The 18,425-nt window shown below is 39.9% G+C and carries 13 protein-coding genes and 2 rRNA genes; 3 read left to right on the top strand and 12 right to left on the bottom strand.

The features are described 5' to 3' along the window. Positions 1 to 19 precede the first annotated feature (19 nt). The 5 genes from PALI_RS17545 to PALI_RS17525 all read right to left on the bottom strand — a co-directional run bounded on the left by PALI_RS17545 (position 20) and on the right by PALI_RS17525 (position 5,495). A complete protein-coding gene (locus PALI_RS17545) occupies positions 20 to 2,140 on the bottom strand; it encodes a methyl-accepting chemotaxis protein (RefSeq protein WP_193156883.1) in 2,121 nt (706 codons plus the stop codon). Positions 2,141 to 2,249: 109 nt separating this feature from the next. Then, a complete protein-coding gene (arsJ, locus tag PALI_RS17540) occupies positions 2,250 to 3,476 on the bottom strand; it encodes an organoarsenical effux MFS transporter ArsJ (RefSeq protein WP_193156882.1) in 1,227 nt (408 codons plus the stop codon). 24 nt (positions 3,477 to 3,500) lie between these two features. Then, complete coding sequence (locus tag PALI_RS17535) at positions 3,501 to 4,511, bottom strand: ArsJ-associated glyceraldehyde-3-phosphate dehydrogenase (protein ID WP_193156881.1); 1,011 nt, start codon at positions 4,509 to 4,511, stop codon at positions 3,501 to 3,503. 32 nt (positions 4,512 to 4,543) lie between these two features. Further along, complete coding sequence (locus PALI_RS17530; protein WP_193156880.1) at positions 4,544 to 4,900, bottom strand: metalloregulator ArsR/SmtB family transcription factor; 357 nt, start codon at positions 4,898 to 4,900, stop codon at positions 4,544 to 4,546. 166 nt (positions 4,901 to 5,066) lie between these two features. Next, positions 5,067 to 5,495 carry an organic hydroperoxide resistance protein gene (locus PALI_RS17525; RefSeq protein ID WP_024611591.1) on the bottom strand — a complete coding sequence of 143 codons (429 nt, stop codon included), beginning with the start codon at positions 5,493 to 5,495 and terminating at the stop codon, positions 5,067 to 5,069. A 122-nt stretch (positions 5,496 to 5,617) separates the two neighbouring features. On the opposite strand from PALI_RS17525, the gene PALI_RS17520 reads away from it, so the two are divergent. Continuing rightward, positions 5,618 to 6,052 (top strand): MarR family winged helix-turn-helix transcriptional regulator, encoded by a 435-nt coding sequence (locus PALI_RS17520; protein WP_193156879.1) that lies wholly within the window; start codon positions 5,618 to 5,620, stop codon positions 6,050 to 6,052. Between the two features lie 649 nt (positions 6,053 to 6,701). Next, positions 6,702 to 8,048, top strand: coding sequence for an N-succinylarginine dihydrolase (astB, locus tag PALI_RS17515; RefSeq protein ID WP_193156878.1), 1,347 nt, complete (start codon positions 6,702 to 6,704; stop codon positions 8,046 to 8,048). Positions 8,049 to 8,566: 518 nt separating this feature from the next. Here the strand turns inward: astB and PALI_RS17510 are convergent. The 3 genes from PALI_RS17510 to PALI_RS17500 form a co-directional block, all read right to left on the bottom strand. Beyond that, the gene (locus tag PALI_RS17510; protein WP_077535528.1) at positions 8,567 to 8,935 is read right to left on the bottom strand and encodes a PH domain-containing protein; all 369 of its coding nucleotides are present in this window, start codon (positions 8,933 to 8,935) and stop codon (positions 8,567 to 8,569) included. Between the two features lie 422 nt (positions 8,936 to 9,357). Then, positions 9,358 to 9,807 (bottom strand): hypothetical protein, encoded by a 450-nt coding sequence (locus PALI_RS17505; RefSeq protein ID WP_193156877.1) that lies wholly within the window; start codon positions 9,805 to 9,807, stop codon positions 9,358 to 9,360. 148 nt (positions 9,808 to 9,955) lie between these two features. Further along, complete coding sequence (locus tag PALI_RS17500; protein ID WP_193156876.1) at positions 9,956 to 10,249, bottom strand: hypothetical protein; 294 nt, start codon at positions 10,247 to 10,249, stop codon at positions 9,956 to 9,958. Positions 10,250 to 11,139: 890 nt separating this feature from the next. On the opposite strand from PALI_RS17500, the gene PALI_RS17495 reads away from it, so the two are divergent. Beyond that, positions 11,140 to 12,222 carry a patatin-like phospholipase family protein gene (locus tag PALI_RS17495; protein ID WP_193156875.1) on the top strand — a complete coding sequence of 361 codons (1,083 nt, stop codon included), beginning with the start codon at positions 11,140 to 11,142 and terminating at the stop codon, positions 12,220 to 12,222. Positions 12,223 to 12,354: 132 nt separating this feature from the next. On the opposite strand, the gene PALI_RS17490 is transcribed toward PALI_RS17495, so the two are convergent. The 4 genes from PALI_RS17490 to PALI_RS17475 all read right to left on the bottom strand — a co-directional run bounded on the left by PALI_RS17490 (position 12,355) and on the right by PALI_RS17475 (position 18,200). Further along, entirely contained in the window at positions 12,355 to 13,152 is a 798-nt protein-coding gene (locus PALI_RS17490; protein WP_193156874.1) for a response regulator transcription factor, read from the bottom strand. A 316-nt stretch (positions 13,153 to 13,468) separates the two neighbouring features. Then, positions 13,469 to 14,104 carry a methyltransferase family protein gene (locus PALI_RS17485; protein WP_138585671.1) on the bottom strand — a complete coding sequence of 212 codons (636 nt, stop codon included), beginning with the start codon at positions 14,102 to 14,104 and terminating at the stop codon, positions 13,469 to 13,471. Between the two features lie 878 nt (positions 14,105 to 14,982). After that, positions 14,983 to 15,097, bottom strand: a 5S ribosomal RNA gene (gene rrf / locus PALI_RS17480). Between the two features lie 213 nt (positions 15,098 to 15,310). Further along, a 23S ribosomal RNA gene (locus tag PALI_RS17475) occupies positions 15,311 to 18,200 on the bottom strand. Positions 18,201 to 18,425 lie beyond the last annotated feature (225 nt).

Here is an 18,425-nt window from a genome sequence, read left to right as displayed (position 1 = left end):
TGCTAACACGAGTCAAACGTTACGTTTTTAACTTATTAAGTTCTGAATCTTGCTGCGTGACCAACTTATTGAGCACTTCGCTGCTGTCGCCAGCTTGCGCCGATAAGTCAGATAACTGCGAGGCGGCGTCTGATATAAGCGTCAAATTGCGGTTGATCTCTTCTGTCACTAAGCTTTGCTCTTCCGCTGCGGTAGCAATGTGCGTGATTTGGTTTGTTATTTCATCGACTTTAACCACAACACTGTGCAATGCATCAAATGCAACAGATGTTTCCTCTACTGCACTTTGTGCACGCACCACACCCTTTTCGATAACCGTTGAAGCATTTCCGACTTCATGAAGTAAACTATCAATTAATTTACTTATGTCATCAGTGGATGAGCGTGTTTTCGAAGCAAGCGCTCTCACTTCATCAGCTACAACAGCAAAACCACGACCGTGCTCACCTGCGCGTGCAGCTTCAATAGCAGCATTTAACGCTAGCAAATTAGTTTGCTCTGAAATAGTACGAATCACATCCAAAATTTGTGTAATATCTTTACTACGCGATGCCACTTTTTCAACGGCTTGGTTAGCTTCTTTTATCTCTTCTGACATCGTTTTAACTTGCGTCATCGCAGAAGATAAACTCGATTCGCTACTGACTACTAAGCCATTAATTTCGTCAGCTTGTTGCGCCGATTGCTCAGATGCTCTAGCCACTTCGAGTGCCGTAGCGCTCATTTCATTCATCGCCGTTACTACGCTTTCAATCTCTTTAAATTGTGCTTGAACATTTTGCTTAGTATCTATGGCGATATGCGATGCAATTTCGCCTTGATGTTTTGTTTGTTCAGAAACAGCTTTTAACTGAATTATTAATTCTCTTAATTTAGATAAAAAACGATTAAAACCAGCAGCTAGGGCAATTAGCTCAGCATGCGTATCAACTTCTAAAGTATGAGTAAGATCCCCTTCTGAGCTTGCTAAATTATCAACTCGTTGTTGGATCTGCTCTAAAGGGGCAACCACACTACTAACAACCAATTTCATGACAATAAAAGCAATAACAGCAATTACTGAGCCTGATACTAAGATTAATAAACCAAGATACTTGGCCATTTCTGACATGTTATTAGTTAAAGTAACCGGTCCAGCTAATGCTAAATCTGCAGGCACCTCAATTAGTAACGTCCAACTTACATCGGCTAATTTAATTTTAATAGGATATGAAACTAAAATTTCATTTCCAGATTTATAGACCCCTCCTTCGCCATCTAAGCTCTCAAAATTTTTGTTTACAGAGTCATTAATTGCTTCTTTAAAAGGACGCCCGAGCTTATCTTTATAATGACTACTACCAACGATTAAATTTAAGCTACTTAACAAAGTTACTTTTGCTTTACCCTTGTATAATTCTTCTGATAACTTTTCGGTTAAAGATTGAAAAACAGGTAAGGTAATGTCTGCACCAGCTAATCCTATAAATTGGCCCGACCTCATTATTGGCACTGTAAGAGAGGTCATCATTTCAGAATAACCGGGGGATATCTCGTATAAATAAGGCTCCATAATGCATGGTTTTTCACTGTCCTTAGCGCATAAATACCACTCTGCTTCGCGTAAACCAAACTCATTAAGTTTAGTAATATATTTTTCACTCGCATCATCTACAACTTGCTGCTTAACAACACCTTGTTTACTGCGAGTAAAATAAATTTCTAGCGTCCCTACGTCTTTTACTGAATGAGGAAAGCCGTTAGTAAAATTAGCGTCATTATTGTCAAAGCCATTTTTTTCAAATTGAGAATAGATAGAAGACAACAAAGCATTGTCGGTGATAAGCGATCTATTTAATAGTACGGCAGAGTCACGGCTCAACGCGTTTTTTTCTGCTGATTCACCTAAAATAGAGGCTAAAGAAAAAGGAACTCGGTATACCTCATTTATAAAAGCAGCAATTTGCTCACCGTATGAAGCGGCTTTTGCTGTTAGCTTTTCATCGACTTCTGTGACAATTAATTGTTCTGCTTCAATTGACAACTTAGTATTGCTTGATGAAAGCTCAGACCACAAAATAGTCGATAAAACGATAACAGTGAGTAGTATTCCACCCACACTGATCCACAATAACTTTTTTGCTAGCGCTATTTCCCGCATTAAACTTACCTTCCTTTTACGTAGTTACTTTCAGTCTAGACTAATTGCCAAATCATACTAGCTAAATTAGCTAAACTACTAAACTAAAACTACATTTAAGGTCGTTGCGCTAATTTAACCTAATTCTATTAAGAAAAAAGGTGATTAAGGTTGCTGCTATGAGTAAACACACACTTACCCATAAACATGCCACCAACCCATATATTTGGAATACCCAACCAGAAAGCACCGTACCAAGTAAACGCCCTATTGCATTAGCCATATAATAAAAGCCAACGTCGAGCGAAACCCCATCGTTTTTAGCAAAACTTACTATTAAGTAACTGTGCAGTGATGAATTTACGGCAAATACACCACCAAAAATAAGTAAGCCTATTACAAGCGTAAAATGTATCGCGATATCAAATTGCATCAACAACGCTAAAATACCAGTTACGCCACTCAATAAAGCCACCCACCAATATGCTTTTTTGACTGAGTGTGAATTTGAATCGCTTTGCCCAGTTATGCGCGGAGCTTGCGATTGCACCAGCCCATAAGCAATAACCCACAAAGCCATAAAGCCGCTTACCCACCAGTGATCCCAGTTAAACTGAGCGGCTAAGTAAACCGGTAATGCAACGACAAACCATACATCGCGCGCCGCAAACAAACATAAGCGCGCAGCACTAAGTAAGTTGATTGCACGGGATTTAGAAAATAACTCTTTAAACTTAGGTTTGTTTTTAGCTTTGCCAATATCGCCTTTCAAAAAAATTAAACTAATAACCCACGCAACACTGAGTAAAGCGATTAAGCTTACTAGCGCACCTACAAAGCCAAATACAGTAAGCAGTAATCCGCCTAAAAAAAAGCCCACCCCTTTTAAAGCATTTTTAGAGCCGGTAAGTATGGCAATCCATTTATATAATTGGCTTTGCCCTGCATCGTCTTGTGGTACTAAATACTTAATGGCGCTCTTTGCGCTCATTTTATTTAAGTCTTTAGCTATGCCACTCAGTGCTTGCGCTGCCATAACATAGGCAACCGTTAACCAATCTCCAGGAACGCACAACATGGCTAAAGCGACAAGTTGTAGCCCAAGCCCTACATTCATGGTTTTATTTAACCCTAAATACGCGCCAAGCCAACCACCGACTAAATTAGTGATCACACCAAAAATTTCATAAAACAAAAACAACATGGCTATTGCAAATGCACCATAACCTAACTGATGAAAATACAGCACCACCAGCATGCGCAGTGCACCATCGGTTAAAGTAAATGCCCAATAGTTACCAGTAATTATTAAATATTGTTTTATAGAACTCGGTAAGTTAGCCAACTGCGCAAACATAGCGTTAAACCTTATTAAATGAGATTAAACTAAATCACTTTTTGCAACTTTAAGCATTAGCTCAGCAGTACGGTTGGCATAACCCCACTCGTTATCATACCAAGCATATAATTTAAGCTGAGTGTTGTTAATAACCATAGTAGAAAGTGCATCTATGGTGCAGCTACGTGGATCAGTTTTGTAATCTATAGATACAAGCGGCTTTTCTTCGTAGCCTAAAATGTCTTTTAGCTCATTATTTGCAGCATCTTGAAACCACGTGTTTACTTCGTCTTGTGTAACACCTCGCTCTAGCTCAAAAACACAATCGGTAATTGACGCGTTAGTTAAAGGTACACGCACAGCATGGCCGTTTAATTTACCTTTAAGCTCGGGGAAAATATGCGTAATAGCCGTTGCACTACCGGTTGTAGTAGGGATTAAACTTGTACCGCACGAGCGCGCACGGCGTAAGTCTTTGTGAGGGGCATCAATAATCGTTTGAGTATTAGTAATGTCGTGAATCGTGGTCATTGAGCCGTGTTTAATACCCACTTTTTCTTGCAGTACTTTTACTATTGGCGCTAAACAGTTAGTTGTGCAAGAAGCAGCCGTAACAATTTTATGCTCACTTGGGTTAAAAAGGTCATCGTTTACACCCATTACTACATTTAATATACCGTCTTCTTTTACAGGCGCGGTTACCACAACACGCTTAACACCTTGCGCTAAATATTGATTTAGCAGTTCAGTGGTTTTCATTTTACCGCTGGCTTCTATAACAACATCGCAATCTGACCAATCAGTTTCGTTTATGGTTTTGTTGTTGGTAACTGTAATCGTGTGTTTGCCCACACTAAAGCTATTATCATCACTAGAAACCTGTTGTGCTAAGCGTCCGTGTACTGAGTCAAACTCAATTAAATGTGCGTGGGTTTTAGCATCGCCCGCTACATCATTTACTTTAATAAACTCGATTTCTGGCCAATCAACTGCTGCACGCAGTGTTAAACGCCCCATACGGCCAAAACCGTTAATACCTACTTTAATAGTCATAATTAAATACCTTTAATAAGTTAATTTATTAGTTAGTTACAGCAGCTAGTAATACGTTCAGGGCGATTACCCATAACATTTAAGCGCGTTAAATCATTTTCATAAAATGAAGGATTAGCAGTAAGCGTTTGCGTTAGCACCGTTTTAGCCCATTCTGGCAGGGCTTTATTAATGCTGTAATACACCCATTGATTTTGTTTGCGGTCGCTCAACAATCCGCATTGTCTTAACTGCGCTAAATGGCGAGACACTTTAGGCTGGCTTAGCTCAAGTGCAGCAACCAGTTCGCATACGCACAACTCTCGCTCGCGGCTAATTAGGAGCATTGCTTTTAAACGCGTTTCGTCCGCTAGGCATTTATAAAATTGGAGTGGGTTGAATTGTTCCATACTGTCCTCACTGTGTTAGTGCACATACAATAAAACAAAAACAGAACATATGGAATAGTGAATATATGATTTTTTGCATGTTAAAGTAATTTTACCCTAAAACGCAAAAAAGCACACAACGACTGATTGTCGCTGTGTGCTTTTATAACTTTTCTTTATTTAGTTATTAAATAACTGAAAGCTCTACTTCGATGTTGCCACGTGTTGCGTTTGAATATGGGCATACTTGGTGTGCTTTATCTACAAGCGTTTGCGCTGCTGCTTTATCCATGTCACCAAGTGATACAGCAAGTTTTACCGCAATCCCAAAACCGCCTTCAATCGCGCCAATAGACACTTGTGAGTCAATATGCGTGTCGCTTGGTAAATCTATTTTTTCGCTACCTGCAACAAATTTTAGTGCGCCAATAAAACACGCTGCATAACCTGCGGCAAATAATTGCTCTGGGTTAGTGCCTTGTCCGTCATCGCCGCCTAAACCTTTAGGTGTTGATAGGTTTACATCTAAACGACCATCATCAGATTTAGCTACACCTTCGCGGCCGCCAGTTGCAGTTGCTTTTGCTGTGTAAGCTACGTTTTGTAATACATTCATAATAAACTCCAAAGTTTAGTAATCAATTTAGTTTGTGTGCAAAATAATAGAACAAGTAATTAGAGATTGCAAATACTTTGCGTACAAATTAAAATAACGATATTAAAATAAAGGATAAAGCTATGTCGTTTGAGCAATTAAAGTTAAAAAATCAGTTATGCCATCGGTTATACATGGCATCTAACAGCATTGCTCGCGCGTATCGTGAGCCTTTAAGCAAGCTGAATTTAACTTACCCACAATACGTAGTAATGATGGCGCTGTGGGAACAAGACAAAATAGCAATTGCAGAGCTGATAGATAAAACCGCGATAGACGGCGGTGCAATGACCCAAATATTAAAGAAGATGGCTGATAAATTACTTCTAGCGGTTATTAAAGATGAGCACGATAAGCGCAAACGGTTCGTACAGCTTACCCAAAATGGCCTATCACTTAAGTTAAAAGCGGCTAATATTCCTAAAAATATTTTGTGTAAATTTGATAGTGTTGATGCAGCACAAGCGAAGCAACTTATGCAATTACTCGATTTAGTCGTAAGCGATTTAGCCGATTAAGCTCTTAATTAAAATGACTGATATTAAAAAATTACTTTTGTTGGCGCATATAAAAAGTAGGCCGTTAATTTACTTTATTAAGTGACTGTATTTTTTAAAAAGCCTGGCAAATAGTTGCAGGGCTTTTTGCTAAAAAACACCACACTGGTGCATCTTTTAATAATACTTCACCTCTTTGGTGCTAATTCTTGAGTATATATTTTCACTTAAATACTAACCACCTGATTTTTATTCATAAAATATTCAAGTTAATGTTGGCATACTTCTTCTATTAACTAATGTGTCTAGTAAAAATACCAAGGAAAAAACCATGTTCAACTTATACCATACCCTTTACCTTTTATGGCGTTTAGACATTAGCATTTGGCAAGTTAATGATCCGACAAATACCCACACTACGGCTGAAAAAGAACGCGCCTATGTTAAATAATAGCGTATTGTGTAAAGGCTTAGCGTAAAACTGAAATGTATAAACTACTTTAGGCTAAGCTTTTGCGCATTATGAACCACCTAGTATAAAAACACCCCTCCTAAAAGCTCACATTTACAAACATCAAAAATTAATAAAAGCACTGCGTTTATAACTTTGCAAGCAGCCCAATTGCGTTGTATTGTGGCACTCTATTGAAAATTTTTAGTTGGAACGTGTATGCACGCTTTGGAAGTTAATTTTGATGGTTTAGTTGGTCCTACCCACAACTACGCTGGTTTATCGTATGGTAATGTTGCCTCGTTAAATAACGCAGCAAGCTTTTCAAATCCTCAAGAGGCAGTACTTCAAGGCCTTGAAAAAATGAAAGCCATGCACGACAAAGGCCTAACTCAAGGTGTATTTGCCCCTCATGCGCGCCCCGACTTAAACGTACTGCGCCGCTTAGGTTTTACCGGTAATGATGCACAAGTAATTCATAAAGCGTTTAAAGCCGATCCTATTTTATTACGCGCGTGTTATTCAGCGTCAGCAATGTGGACAGCCAATGCTGCTACGGTATCGCCATCTCCTGATACAACCGACGGCAAAGTACATTTCACTTCAGCTAATTTAAATAATAAGTTTCATCGTTCATTAGAGCCTGCAACCACTACACGCTTATTAAAAGCGATGTTTAATAACGACAAATACTTTGCGCACCATACTCACTTACCCGACCAAGGCTTTTTTGGCGACGAAGGTGCAGCAAACCATACTCGTTTTTGTGACAGCCATGGCGAGCAAGGCCTTGAAATGTTTGTATTTGGTGCCAGCGCGTTTAACAGCCAATTACCAAAACCCGCTAAGTTTCCTGCAAGGCAAACGCTTGAAGCCTCAGAAGCAATTTGTCGCTTACATAACTTAAAAGATTCTAGCCAAATTTTATTACAGCAAAACCCAGATGTAATAGATCAAGGCGTATTTCACAACGATGTAATTGCAGTCGGTAACGCCAATGTACTACTGTGCCACCAACAAGCATTTTTAAATCAAGCACTGGCGCTACAAGACATTCGCGACGCGTATGTAGGCAGTAAAGAGTTTTACATTATTGAGGTACCAAGCGATAAAGTGAGTATTAACGATGCAGTAAGTAGTTACTTATTTAATAGCCAACTAGTGAGCCTTGATGATGGTTCAATGCTGTTAGTTGCACCACAAGAGTGTAAGCGCAACAGTGCTGTTAATGCCTACATTGAAGAAATGATTATGGCTGATAACCCAGTAAACCAAGTGCAGTTTTTTGATTTACGCCAAAGTATGCAAAATGGCGGCGGCCCAGCTTGCTTGCGTTTACGTGTAGCCCTTAACGAGCAAGAACTTGCTGCAGTAAACCCAGAGGTTATTTTAACGGATACTAAATACACACAACTGTGTGACTGGGCAAAACGTAACTACCGCGACAAATTAGGCGCAAGTGACTTTGCAGACTCAGCCCTACTCACCGAAAGCTACCAAGCACTTGATGAACTTACACAGCTGCTTAATTTAGGCTCAGTGTACGACTTTCAACTAGAAGGTTAATACTAAAGCGAATAAAAATATAGCGAACCAAACCTCGCTATGTTTATTTATACAGAGCTGCGTTGATCTTTGTGGGTTTAAATTGGTTCAATTCAGGAAGGTTTATTCACAGCCGAGGTTTATAAGCCCAGTAGACTTGGTTATACCAACCTGCTTATATATGGGGTCTATTTAACGTTAAGAAAATTACGCTAGAACTAGGCAAAAATTTTTGTATCTAGTTGTTCTAAATAAAAAATTTTTAACGACGTTATAGTGCAATTTAATTCGTTAAATTGATCAAAGATTTATGCAGTTTGGTATTAATGCCCACTCGTTACTCTAATGACCTACACGCTTGTTGGCATTTCAGTGGATACGGATCCTATTTAAATGCTGAAAAACGCATACGCTTTATAATAAGTATACCTATCTAAACACTTTTAAAATGGCTGGGTTCATCGTTGATGGAATTTGCGGTGGAAGGTGAGCTTTAATACTTACTGCCCACCCCAGAGGTGTTGTTAGCTATAAATTGTCTACAACAAATGATTAGATATGGTTTTTGAAATTTCCAACATTGAAGACTTGCCAGTAAACTCAAACTTAACTTTACCAACAGCTGAAAAATATATCTCTAATTCAGAATCAAGGTCAAAAGTACCCGAGGTTTCAACCGAATAGGCTACAATATTTTTATAGGGTAAAGATGTAAAATCTTTTTTGCTTCCGGTAATACCTTGCACATTTACAGCGATGATTCTTTTATCTGTAAAAACCACTCCATCACGCATTGACTTGTATGAATCAATTATTTGCTCATCGTCTAAAAGTAAATCTTTTACTTTATCTGCGTAATCAGAATCCTGTTTAAGCTTAAAAAAACCTTTATTATCAAAATCTATCATTGAACATCCTTATATATCTAACGAGCCTGTAGATTAGCTCGTTTTAAAGTTATCTTTATTGATAAACAAACCATAGCCGAGTTCCTATTTTGGTTCAATCAGTTACTTCAATTTCACATGAAATATTAAAAGAGAATTTAGTGCTGTTTAATTTGTGTTTTGGAAGAGATTATAGGTATTTGAGTGACTTATTTGAGCGGGTGAAGACTTACCCGTATTGATGCATCGCTCTTCTCGTTATTTATTGATTATAAGTTAAGCTTATCATTTTGTTTAATTGACAGTTTCAGCAATAATTAGGACGGATGTCATCCTAACTATCATCCTGTTTTTAGCAATTCCATTTTTAATTCTTGGTAACACAATACATTTATAACGTGGGTTTGTAGTGGTACAGTAATTTTAGACTTCCCGTAGTTTACCTACAAACAACATATTGATTCATAGTTATACCAAGAAAACAATCCAAACAATAGCAATGAAGTATGGGAGTTATCATTTACTGTAATTAGTTCATATGTCTCAGAGTATGGGAAAAAACTGGATACGAAAACAAGATCAGCAAGCTTTTGTTTATTATAGTTTAATTCAAAGTTTGATTTTAGCCATCTACTCTCAATATGAATTACTTCTAGCGTAATATCCTCATTAATTATTAGAGAAAAACTTGCCCGTTTACCATAATCAAGTCGAACCTTTTCGCCTTTATATAAATATTTATGAATTCCACCCGCACGAGAAAAAATAATAGTGCCATCTTGAGTCAGCTCACCAATACTTGAAAGCACATAACTATTATCAAAACTAGAAGTGAACTCTATAACTTCAGGAGATAGAAATTTCCGTTTTATTTTGATTATTGCTTTTGGCATTTAGAATCCATTTTATTATGTAGAGCAAGGCTCTATGTAAAGATAACGCTCGTATATGCGGAGGTTTTGTATCGAGACACGAGCGGAAAAAACCGTCCAAGCCACGCTAGTAGCTTATGTAACATGCGCTTGTTAGTGGCTTTAGGCATTAAATCTTCCACTTTTTATGAGCCTCTGAATCATACCCAAACCCTGCTGCCATGAATAAATCCCTATAATCAGTATTAGCTAGCTTGACAGCAGATTCGAATTTCTTCATGTCTCCTGAACTTATTTTTAAAACGGATATCCAAATCCGCTCTAAGGATTCAGCTTCCCAATCATTGCAACTAGAGATGCTTCTTGGGCAGTCATCCGAAAGAATTTTTTCAACAATTTTTGCTTGATCAGATTTAAAAAGAAGACCAATAATCTTTTTAGTTTTATTACTTAAAACATTCATACTCGGCCACTGACCCTCACTGTCAGACTAGTTGTCGCGCTTTATATTTATTGATGTCTCAACCATAGCTAAGTTCTCATTTTAGTTCAATTTTTTAGTGTGTTTCATGGTGGATATAGAGAGAATTTAATCGGTGTTTTTAACGAGATCTGGGTGATTTTTTTGAAGTTTAAAAAACTTTATCATCTTTAATACTGAATCACCTCAAGTGATATTGGTGTTCATAGCAGAAACCATCTGCGAAACGAGCATGTAATAAGGTGTAATATTTTTCCATTAAAAAATGATGTAGTTTCCATATAGAGATTTACTACTGACTAAAGAGCTAGGGCTGTTTATCTTTCGAGGTTGAATTTACAGCAGACTGTTTGGTATTTAGGCAAGACAGAGCCTATGAAGTGTGGTTATTCCCCATAAATTGGCGATAACGCTGTATAAATGCCAAACGTCCGCTGCCCTTTGGGTTCTTTCTGGTGGATTAACATATTAACAGCGATTACTAAGAAGCATAGGAAAGGATTATTAAATGCAGCTAGGGCGCACCCCAAACGCGATCGGAAAACAGAAGTATTTCAGTGTGATGTAGAGCCAAATTTTTAAGGCTTTACTTTAGATTTTTTTAACTACCTATGACACAGATGTAGGTAAGGGGCGTGAGCAGGGAGCGGAAGCTTTGACTTATTCTTACAGGGATGTAAGCCATTAGAGTAACGCAGAAGTAGTTACCGAGCCCACTAAGTACAAATCTCGCACCGCGATTAAATCGCCTTTAGATAGAACAAATTTTAATCATGAAAGGTCAACAGGCCTTAATGTAAAACATCTAAATAAAAAGCAATATTGTCTACATTAGTATTCAATTAAATTTCAAATCAATACGGAGTAATTAAATGTCTACTTATAAAATACTAAGCTTTTGTGGTGGCGGAATAAGAGGTTTGATGTCAGTCAAAATGCTACAACGATTACAAGCCGATAACCCAGGCCTCTTACAAAATACTGATATGCTTACTGGTTGCTCTACGGGCGCAGTTATTTCTAGCTTTCTCGCAATATATAAAAAATACAACAGCTTTGAAAGCGAAAATGATGTCGAAATAGCATTGAACAAGCTAATGGCACTCTATGACCCTGCAATGCGTGATATCTTTTCGAAAGTACGTACAAATCCTAATGAGCCAGCAATCTCTAATCAGATCAGTCAGCTCATTGGTCAAAAACTTTCTAGTTTAGAAAAACTCACCATGTTGGACCTTAAGGGTTGTTTTGATTTAATGTTTCCTGCATTTAACATACAAGAGCATGCCCAACAACAACCAGGAAACCATCTTGGGGTAAAAGAAAATAAATCTTGGGGTATGGAATTATTCAATAATCTTGATCAATCACTCTCTGGTAATGTCTATCTTCTTGAAGCAGTGCTCGCTAGTAGCTCAATGCCAGGCATGAATGGCTCTACTAGTGTGTACTCTTCTGACAGTGAGTTAGCTCTTGGACAATTTGTCGATGGCGCTTTTGTTAACCATGATCCAACTATGGCAGCTGTTTCTCTGGCAGTTAACCAAGGCCATAAACTTGAAGATATTTCAGTTATTTGTTTTGGCACTGGATTCATGGGAAATTATATTGCTAACGAAGATACAATGTATTGGGGTTCCGCTCAGTGGCTAAATTCGGCAGATAACGTAAACCAAAATATTTATGACACTAGTCGTATTCCATCTCTCTTTGCTAATGAAGATCGTGTAAACCCAACCCTGAACATGTGTTTAAATGGTACATCTACAAATGAAATACCAACACAATCTAGTCTATTACTTGGCCAGCGATATGCCTATCTTAACCCAGATTTAAAATCAACGTATATCTCAGAAACAGCACATACCTGCAAAGAAATTAATGACATGAAAACATTTGCTGTGGATGTAGATCTAAAAAGTGCGACTGATGTAATTAATAAATATTGGCAGTAAGACACTTAATAATTCCAATTTATCAAAAACAGCAATATTGAAGTTAGGAAAGACTTAATACAAGCACTAAGCACATACCTTTTGGTATGCGCTTAGCTAAAATCAGCCCATCAACATTTAACTAAAAAACGCTTAAGACATTATTTTAAATAGTAGCTCTCTTACTGTTGCAGGCTCGAAAGGTTTATCGCAAATAGCATCAACGCCTGCCTGCGCTATATTCGCTAGGTGAGTATCATTTGCTTCTGAGCTCACCATTAAAATAGGAATGTGCGAATAGGTGTTGGAACCTCTTACAGTTTCGGTCAGCTCTTTGCCATCCATTTCAGGCATATTATAATCGGTAACAATTAAGTCAAATGATTGTGAGTTTAATTGCTCTATCGCTTGTTTACCATCTTCAGCTTCTACTGGTGCAGGGATCCCCATGCCAGCAAGTACACGAATAATATGCTTACGTGCAAAACGGCTGTCGTCAACAACCAGTACTCGCAATAAAGTTATATCAAAGTGCTCAAGCTCTACTTCTTCTTCGGTAATAATGTCTAAAGTGGCTTTTAGCGCGCGTGTAATAGCCTCGGCGCTAAATGGCTTAGGTAAAATAGCGAGTACACCCGACTGCCTTAATTGTTCAAGATACTTTTTATTACGCTCGCTCGACACCAACATAAATGCTTGGTGTTCTGTACGTGGGGTAGATCTTATTTGCTGTAATAACGTGTCTGCAGTGCCATCAGCAAAGTACATACTGCTAATAACTAAATCAGGTTGGTACTTTTCAAGCATTGTTAAAGCTTGCAGTTGTGTCGCCGCCGTTTCAACTTGTTTTACACCACATTGAGTTAGTGATTTTATTATAAGCTTTTGCTGCACATCTGAAGGCTCTACTAATAATATTGATAAATTGGCTATTGCGGTTAAATCACTCATTTATATCTCTTCAGTGTTATTGTATTTTATAAAGCGGTTGCTTTTATTCACTAATATTATAGAACAACTCTGTATTATTAAAGGAGAAAAATTTTACATCATTGTAATAAACTAATATTTACGCCTCAACCGCTAATTTGTACTATTTTATAAAGTAGCGTATAAAACGCAGACTAATTATTAATAAAGTACACCAAATTAGCCATACCAATTCCTTAATAAACGGGTCTATGATGAAGGAAATAAACCGTGTAGCAACAAGGCAAAATTTCATCATTTAGCCCCTAAAACAATCTTACTTTAATAAAATGGAGTTCTATAGCCAGCGAGGAACAAGCTGCTTATACTTTTGATATGACTCTGTAAACGATTTTTCTAAATGTGCTTCTTCTACCATTATTTGCCTATACAATGCGGTTAACCCTACTAGCAAACAAACTAAACTAAATAAGCAAGGGAGCGCTAAAAAAAAGCCAATTTGTGCAGCAGCAACACCTAAGTACATTGGATTTCGAGAATACTCATAAAGCCCCGTCGTTTTAAGCTCTTTTGGTCCATTTGGATCAATTCCTGAGCGCCAAAGTGATGCCATATCAAAATGTACGAACATACTTAATGCGAAACCTGCGCTTAGTAATACATTACCAAACATAACGCCAGGCCAACCATTTAGAGGGGTAAATAAAAGTAAATAATCATCCAACTCTGGAATAAATAGCCTAACAACACACACTAACCAAATAGCAGCTCTAAAAAACTTAAACGCCATATGGTTCCACCAACTAGAGCAAAATTGTTTGCCTGGAAAAATGACGCCAGAAGGTGTAGTTCGGTTTTTATAAATAATTCTGTATGTATAAAAAGCAGCTACAAATGTATAAAAGATAGCAAGATAAATACGTGTGAATTCAATGAGTGATGTGGAGTCATCTATAAAAAGTTGATAATTCATTCAGAACAGCCCAGTGCCTTAATCGCAATACTAAGATAATAAATTCATCTTAGTATTCATACCGTTAATTAACAAGTAAAGTAAGCGAGATGAACATAAATATGATGATCTATGAAGTTTATCAAGCGATCTCGCAGCGGAGGATGGCAAAAACCCCGTCACATTGCTGTATCGGTTTTTTTAAATTTGAAATTGGTACGAAAGCCACAGTGCCAATGATGCGCTATCATTTGCTAGGCTTGTCTTCGAGCTTTTTCAGTGCGAGTGTATATCATTCAAACCTCACTTTTCTGCGGACGTAAAAAAGCCCGAATCGTTAGATTCGGGCTCTCTACAATTTGAAGTCGGTGCCCTACGCAGTAGAATGTCGTAGTGCCCACAGCGGTGGAGAGCCACAGTGCAAATGGGATACTATCTTTGTGTCGGGGCGGCCTTCCGTGGGACTCGCCTTCGAGCTGTTTCGTTTCACTACTGAGTTCAGCATGGGCTCTTGTCTATTTATTAAATCCCAGATAGCAAAAAACCCGTCACATTGCTGTAACGGGTTTCTTTAATTTGAAGCCTTGTGATGTCGTAGTGCCTACAGCGGTGGAGAGCCACAGTGAAATGCTACATCATTTATTGTCCGCTATTCACCCACATTTTACTTTTCTGCAGACGTAAAAAAGCCCGAATCGTTAGATTCGGGCTTTCTACAATTTGAAGCCTGTGTAATGTCGTAGTGCCCACAGCGGTGGAGAGCCACATAGCAAATGCACACTATCATCGCTCGAAGCTTTGGTTTCACTATTAAGTTCGGTTTGGGCTCTTGGCTATTAGCTAAATCCCAGATAGCAAAAAACCCGTCACATTGCTGTAACGGGTTTCTTTAATTTGAAGCCTGGTAATGTCCTACTTTCACATAGCAAATGCTACACTATCATCGGCGCTGTTTCGTTTCACTACTGAGTTCGGCATGGAATCAGGTGGGTCCAAAACGCTATTGTCACCAAGCAAATATGGTGCAAAGAAGTAATGACAAGCACGTAGTGCTCCCATTTTCTTTGCGCAAGGTGCCTCAATGTTAACGCTACGCGCTAAGAGTCACCTCTTGAATTTGGAAAATATCTGATAATATTTTTTAAGTCGTTCTTTCAGTAATATCTACTTTAGTCATATTAACTTCTTCGCTTGTTTCACTATCACATAAAACGCGTTTGGCGTTGTATGGTTAAGCCTCACGGGTAATTAGTACAAGTTAGCTTAATGGCTCACACCACTTCCACATCTTGCCTATCAACGTTGTAGTCTTCAACGGCCCTTCAGAGACTTTAAAAGTCTAGTGAGAACTCATCTCGAGGCCTGCTTCGCGCTTAGATGCTTTCAGCGCTTATCAGTTCCGAACGTAGCTACCGGGCAATGCCATTGGCATGACAACCCGAACACCAGCGGTTCGTTCACTCCGGTCCTCTCGTACTAGGAGCAACCCCTCTCAATTCTCAAACGCCCACGGCAGATAGGGACCGAACTGTCTCACGACGTTCTAAACCCAGCTCGCGTACCACTTTAAATGGCGAACAGCCATACCCTTGGGACCGACTTCAGCCCCAGGATGTGATGAGCCGACATCGAGGTGCCAAACACCGCCGTCGATATGAACTCTTGGGCGGTATCAGCCTGTTATCCCCGGAGTACCTTTTATCCGTTGAGCGATGGCCCTTCCATTCAGAACCACCGGATCACTATGACCTACTTTCGTACCTGCTCGACGTGTCTGTCTCGCAGTTAAGCTGGCTTCTACCATTACACTAACCGTACGATGTCCGACCGTACTTAGCCAACCTTCGTGCTCCTCCGTTACTCTTTAGGAGGAGACCGCCCCAGTCAAACTACCCACCAGGCACTGTCCGTAACCCCGATTCAGGGGCCAACGTTAGAACATCAAAACTACAAGGGTGGTATTTCAAGGTTGACTCCACAACAACTAGCGTCGCTGCTTCAAAGTCTCCCACCTATCCTACACATGTAGGTTCAATGTTCAGTGCCAAGCTGTAGTAAAGGTTCACGGGGTCTTTCCGTCTAGCCGCGGGTACACAGCATCTTCACTGCGATTTCAATTTCACTGAGTCTCGGGTGGAGACAGCGTGGCCATGGTTACACCATTCGTGCAGGTCGGAACTTACCCGACAAGGAATTTCGCTACCTTAGGACCGTTATAGTTACGGCCGCCGTTTACCGGGGCTTCGATCAAGAGCTTCTCCCTAAGGATAACCCCATCAATTAACCTTCCGGCACCGGGCAGGTGTCACACCGTATACGTCATCTTGCGATTTTGCACAGTGCTGTGTTTTTAATAAACAGTCCCAGCCACCTGGTCACTGCGGCTCCCGTCCGCTTAGAGAGCAAGTCTCATCACAGATAGGAGCGTACCTTCTCCCGAAGTTACGGTACGATTTTGCCTAGTTCCTTCACCCGAGTTCTCTCAAGCGCCTTAGTATTCTCTACCTGACCACCTGTGTCGGTTTGGGGTACGATTCCATATAATCTGAAGCTTAGAGGCTTTTCCTGGAAGTATGGCATCAGCAACTTCATCACCGTAGTGACTCGTCTCGTGTCTCAGGTTTAGTGTTCGTCCGGATTTACCTAAACAAACGCCCTACTCACTTTCACATAGACTACCAACGCTATGCTTGCTTAGCCTGCTCCGTCCCCCCATCGCAATTATATCGAGTACAGAAATATTAATCTGTTTCCCATCGACTACGCCTTTCGGCCTCGCCTTAGGGGTCGACTTACCCTACCCTGATTAACATGGGATAGGAACCCTTGGTCTTCCGGCGTGGGAGTTTTTCACTCCCATTATCGTTACTCATGTCAGCATTCGCACTTCTGATACCTCCAGCATACCTCCCGGTACACCTTCAACGGCTTACAGAACGCTCCCCTACCACTCAGAATAAATTCTGAATCCGCAGCTTCGGTGCATAGTTTAGCCCCGTTACATCTTCCGCGCAGACCGACTCGACCAGTGAGCTATTACGCTTTCTTTAAAGGATGGCTGCTTCTAAGCCAACCTCCTGGCTGTCTGGGCCTTTCCACATCGTTTCCCACTTAACTATGACTTTGGGACCTTAGCTGGCGGTCTGGGTTGTTTCCCTCTTCACGACGGACGTTAGCACCCGCCGTGTGTCTCCCGGATATTACTTTACGGTATTCGGAGTTTGCAAAGGGTTGGTAAGTCGGGATGACCCCCTAGCCTTAACAGTGCTCTACCCCCGTAAGTATTCGTCCGAGGCTCTACCTAAATAGATTTCGGGGAGAACCAGCTATCTCCCGGTTTGATTAGCCTTTCACTCCTAGCCACAGGTCATCCCCTAACTTTTCAACGTTAGTGGGTTCGGTCCTCCAGTTGATGTTACTCAACCTTCAACCTGCCCATGGCTAGATCACCGGGTTTCGGGTCTATACCTTGCAACTAGTCGCCCAGTTAAGACTCGGTTTCCCTACGGCTACCCTATTCGGTTAACCTCGCTACAAAATATAAGTCGCTGACCCATTATACAAAAGGTACGCAGTCACCCAACAAGTGGGCTCCTACTGCTTGTACGTACACGGTTTCAGGTTCTATTTCACTCCCCTCACAGGGGTTCTTTTCGCCTTTCCCTCACGGTACTGGTTCACTATCGGTCAGTTGGGAGTATTTAGCCTTAGATGATGGTCCACCTATATTCAGTCAAAGTTTCACGTGCTCCGACCTACTCGATTTCACTTAAAATGTCTTTTCATGTACGGGACTATCACCCTGTATCGTGGCACTTTCCAGAGCCTTCCATTAACACATAATAAGCTTAAGGGCTGTTCCGATTTCGCTCGCCGCTACTTTCGGAATCTCGGTTGATTTCTTTTCCTACGGGTACTTAGATGTTTCAGTTCTCCGCGTTCGCCTCGTTAACCTATGTATTCAGTTAACGATACCTGCAAGCAGGTGGGTTTCCCCATTCGGAAATCCTAGTCTCAAGTGCTTTTTACTAGCTTGACTAGGCTTATCGCAAGTTAATACGTCCTTCATCGCCTCCAACTGCCAAGGCATCCACCGTGTACGCTTAGTCACTTAACCATACAACCCAAACGGGTCTTTGTTGTGTGACAGTTTAACTTCGCCAGAAGTCAATATTGAATACTAAAGTAGATGCCAATCAATCAACTCAAAAGAGTTAATTAAATGGCACTGAATGGTACTGCTACCATTCTTTTTTTACTTTTGAAAACTCTTGATAAATACAATGTATTCATCAGAATTTTATTATCAGCTTTTCCAAATTTTTAAAGAGCATATTAATTA

It is taken from the genome of Pseudoalteromonas aliena SW19 (assembly GCF_014905615.1).
Classification (GTDB): domain Bacteria; phylum Pseudomonadota; class Gammaproteobacteria; order Enterobacterales; family Alteromonadaceae; genus Pseudoalteromonas; species Pseudoalteromonas aliena.
The sequence above is the reverse complement of the archived record's forward strand: the minus strand, read 5'-3'. Positions and strand labels throughout refer to the sequence as shown.

Excerpts from the sequence above, each read along its gene's own strand:
- PALI_RS17545 (WP_193156883.1), bottom strand. The coding sequence starts at position 2,140 with ATGCGGGAAATAGCGCTAGCAAAAAAGTTATTGTGGATCAGTGTGGGT.
- arsJ (WP_193156882.1), bottom strand. The coding sequence starts at position 3,476 with ATGTTTGCGCAGTTGGCTAACTTACCGAGTTCTATAAAACAATATTTA.
- PALI_RS17535 (WP_193156881.1), bottom strand. The coding sequence starts at position 4,511 with ATGACTATTAAAGTAGGTATTAACGGTTTTGGCCGTATGGGGCGTTTA.
- PALI_RS17530 (WP_193156880.1), bottom strand. The coding sequence starts at position 4,900 with ATGGAACAATTCAACCCACTCCAATTTTATAAATGCCTAGCGGACGAA.
- PALI_RS17525 (WP_024611591.1), bottom strand. The coding sequence starts at position 5,495 with ATGAATGTATTACAAAACGTAGCTTACACAGCAAAAGCAACTGCAACT.
- PALI_RS17520 (WP_193156879.1), top strand. The coding sequence starts at position 5,618 with ATGTCGTTTGAGCAATTAAAGTTAAAAAATCAGTTATGCCATCGGTTA.
- astB (WP_193156878.1), top strand. The coding sequence starts at position 6,702 with ATGCACGCTTTGGAAGTTAATTTTGATGGTTTAGTTGGTCCTACCCAC.
- PALI_RS17510 (WP_077535528.1), bottom strand. The coding sequence starts at position 8,935 with ATGATAGATTTTGATAATAAAGGTTTTTTTAAGCTTAAACAGGATTCT.
- PALI_RS17505 (WP_193156877.1), bottom strand. The coding sequence starts at position 9,807 with ATGCCAAAAGCAATAATCAAAATAAAACGGAAATTTCTATCTCCTGAA.
- PALI_RS17500 (WP_193156876.1), bottom strand. The coding sequence starts at position 10,249 with ATGAATGTTTTAAGTAATAAAACTAAAAAGATTATTGGTCTTCTTTTT.
- PALI_RS17495 (WP_193156875.1), top strand. The coding sequence starts at position 11,140 with ATGTCTACTTATAAAATACTAAGCTTTTGTGGTGGCGGAATAAGAGGT.
- PALI_RS17490 (WP_193156874.1), bottom strand. The coding sequence starts at position 13,152 with ATGAGTGATTTAACCGCAATAGCCAATTTATCAATATTATTAGTAGAG.
- PALI_RS17485 (WP_138585671.1), bottom strand. The coding sequence starts at position 14,104 with ATGAATTATCAACTTTTTATAGATGACTCCACATCACTCATTGAATTC.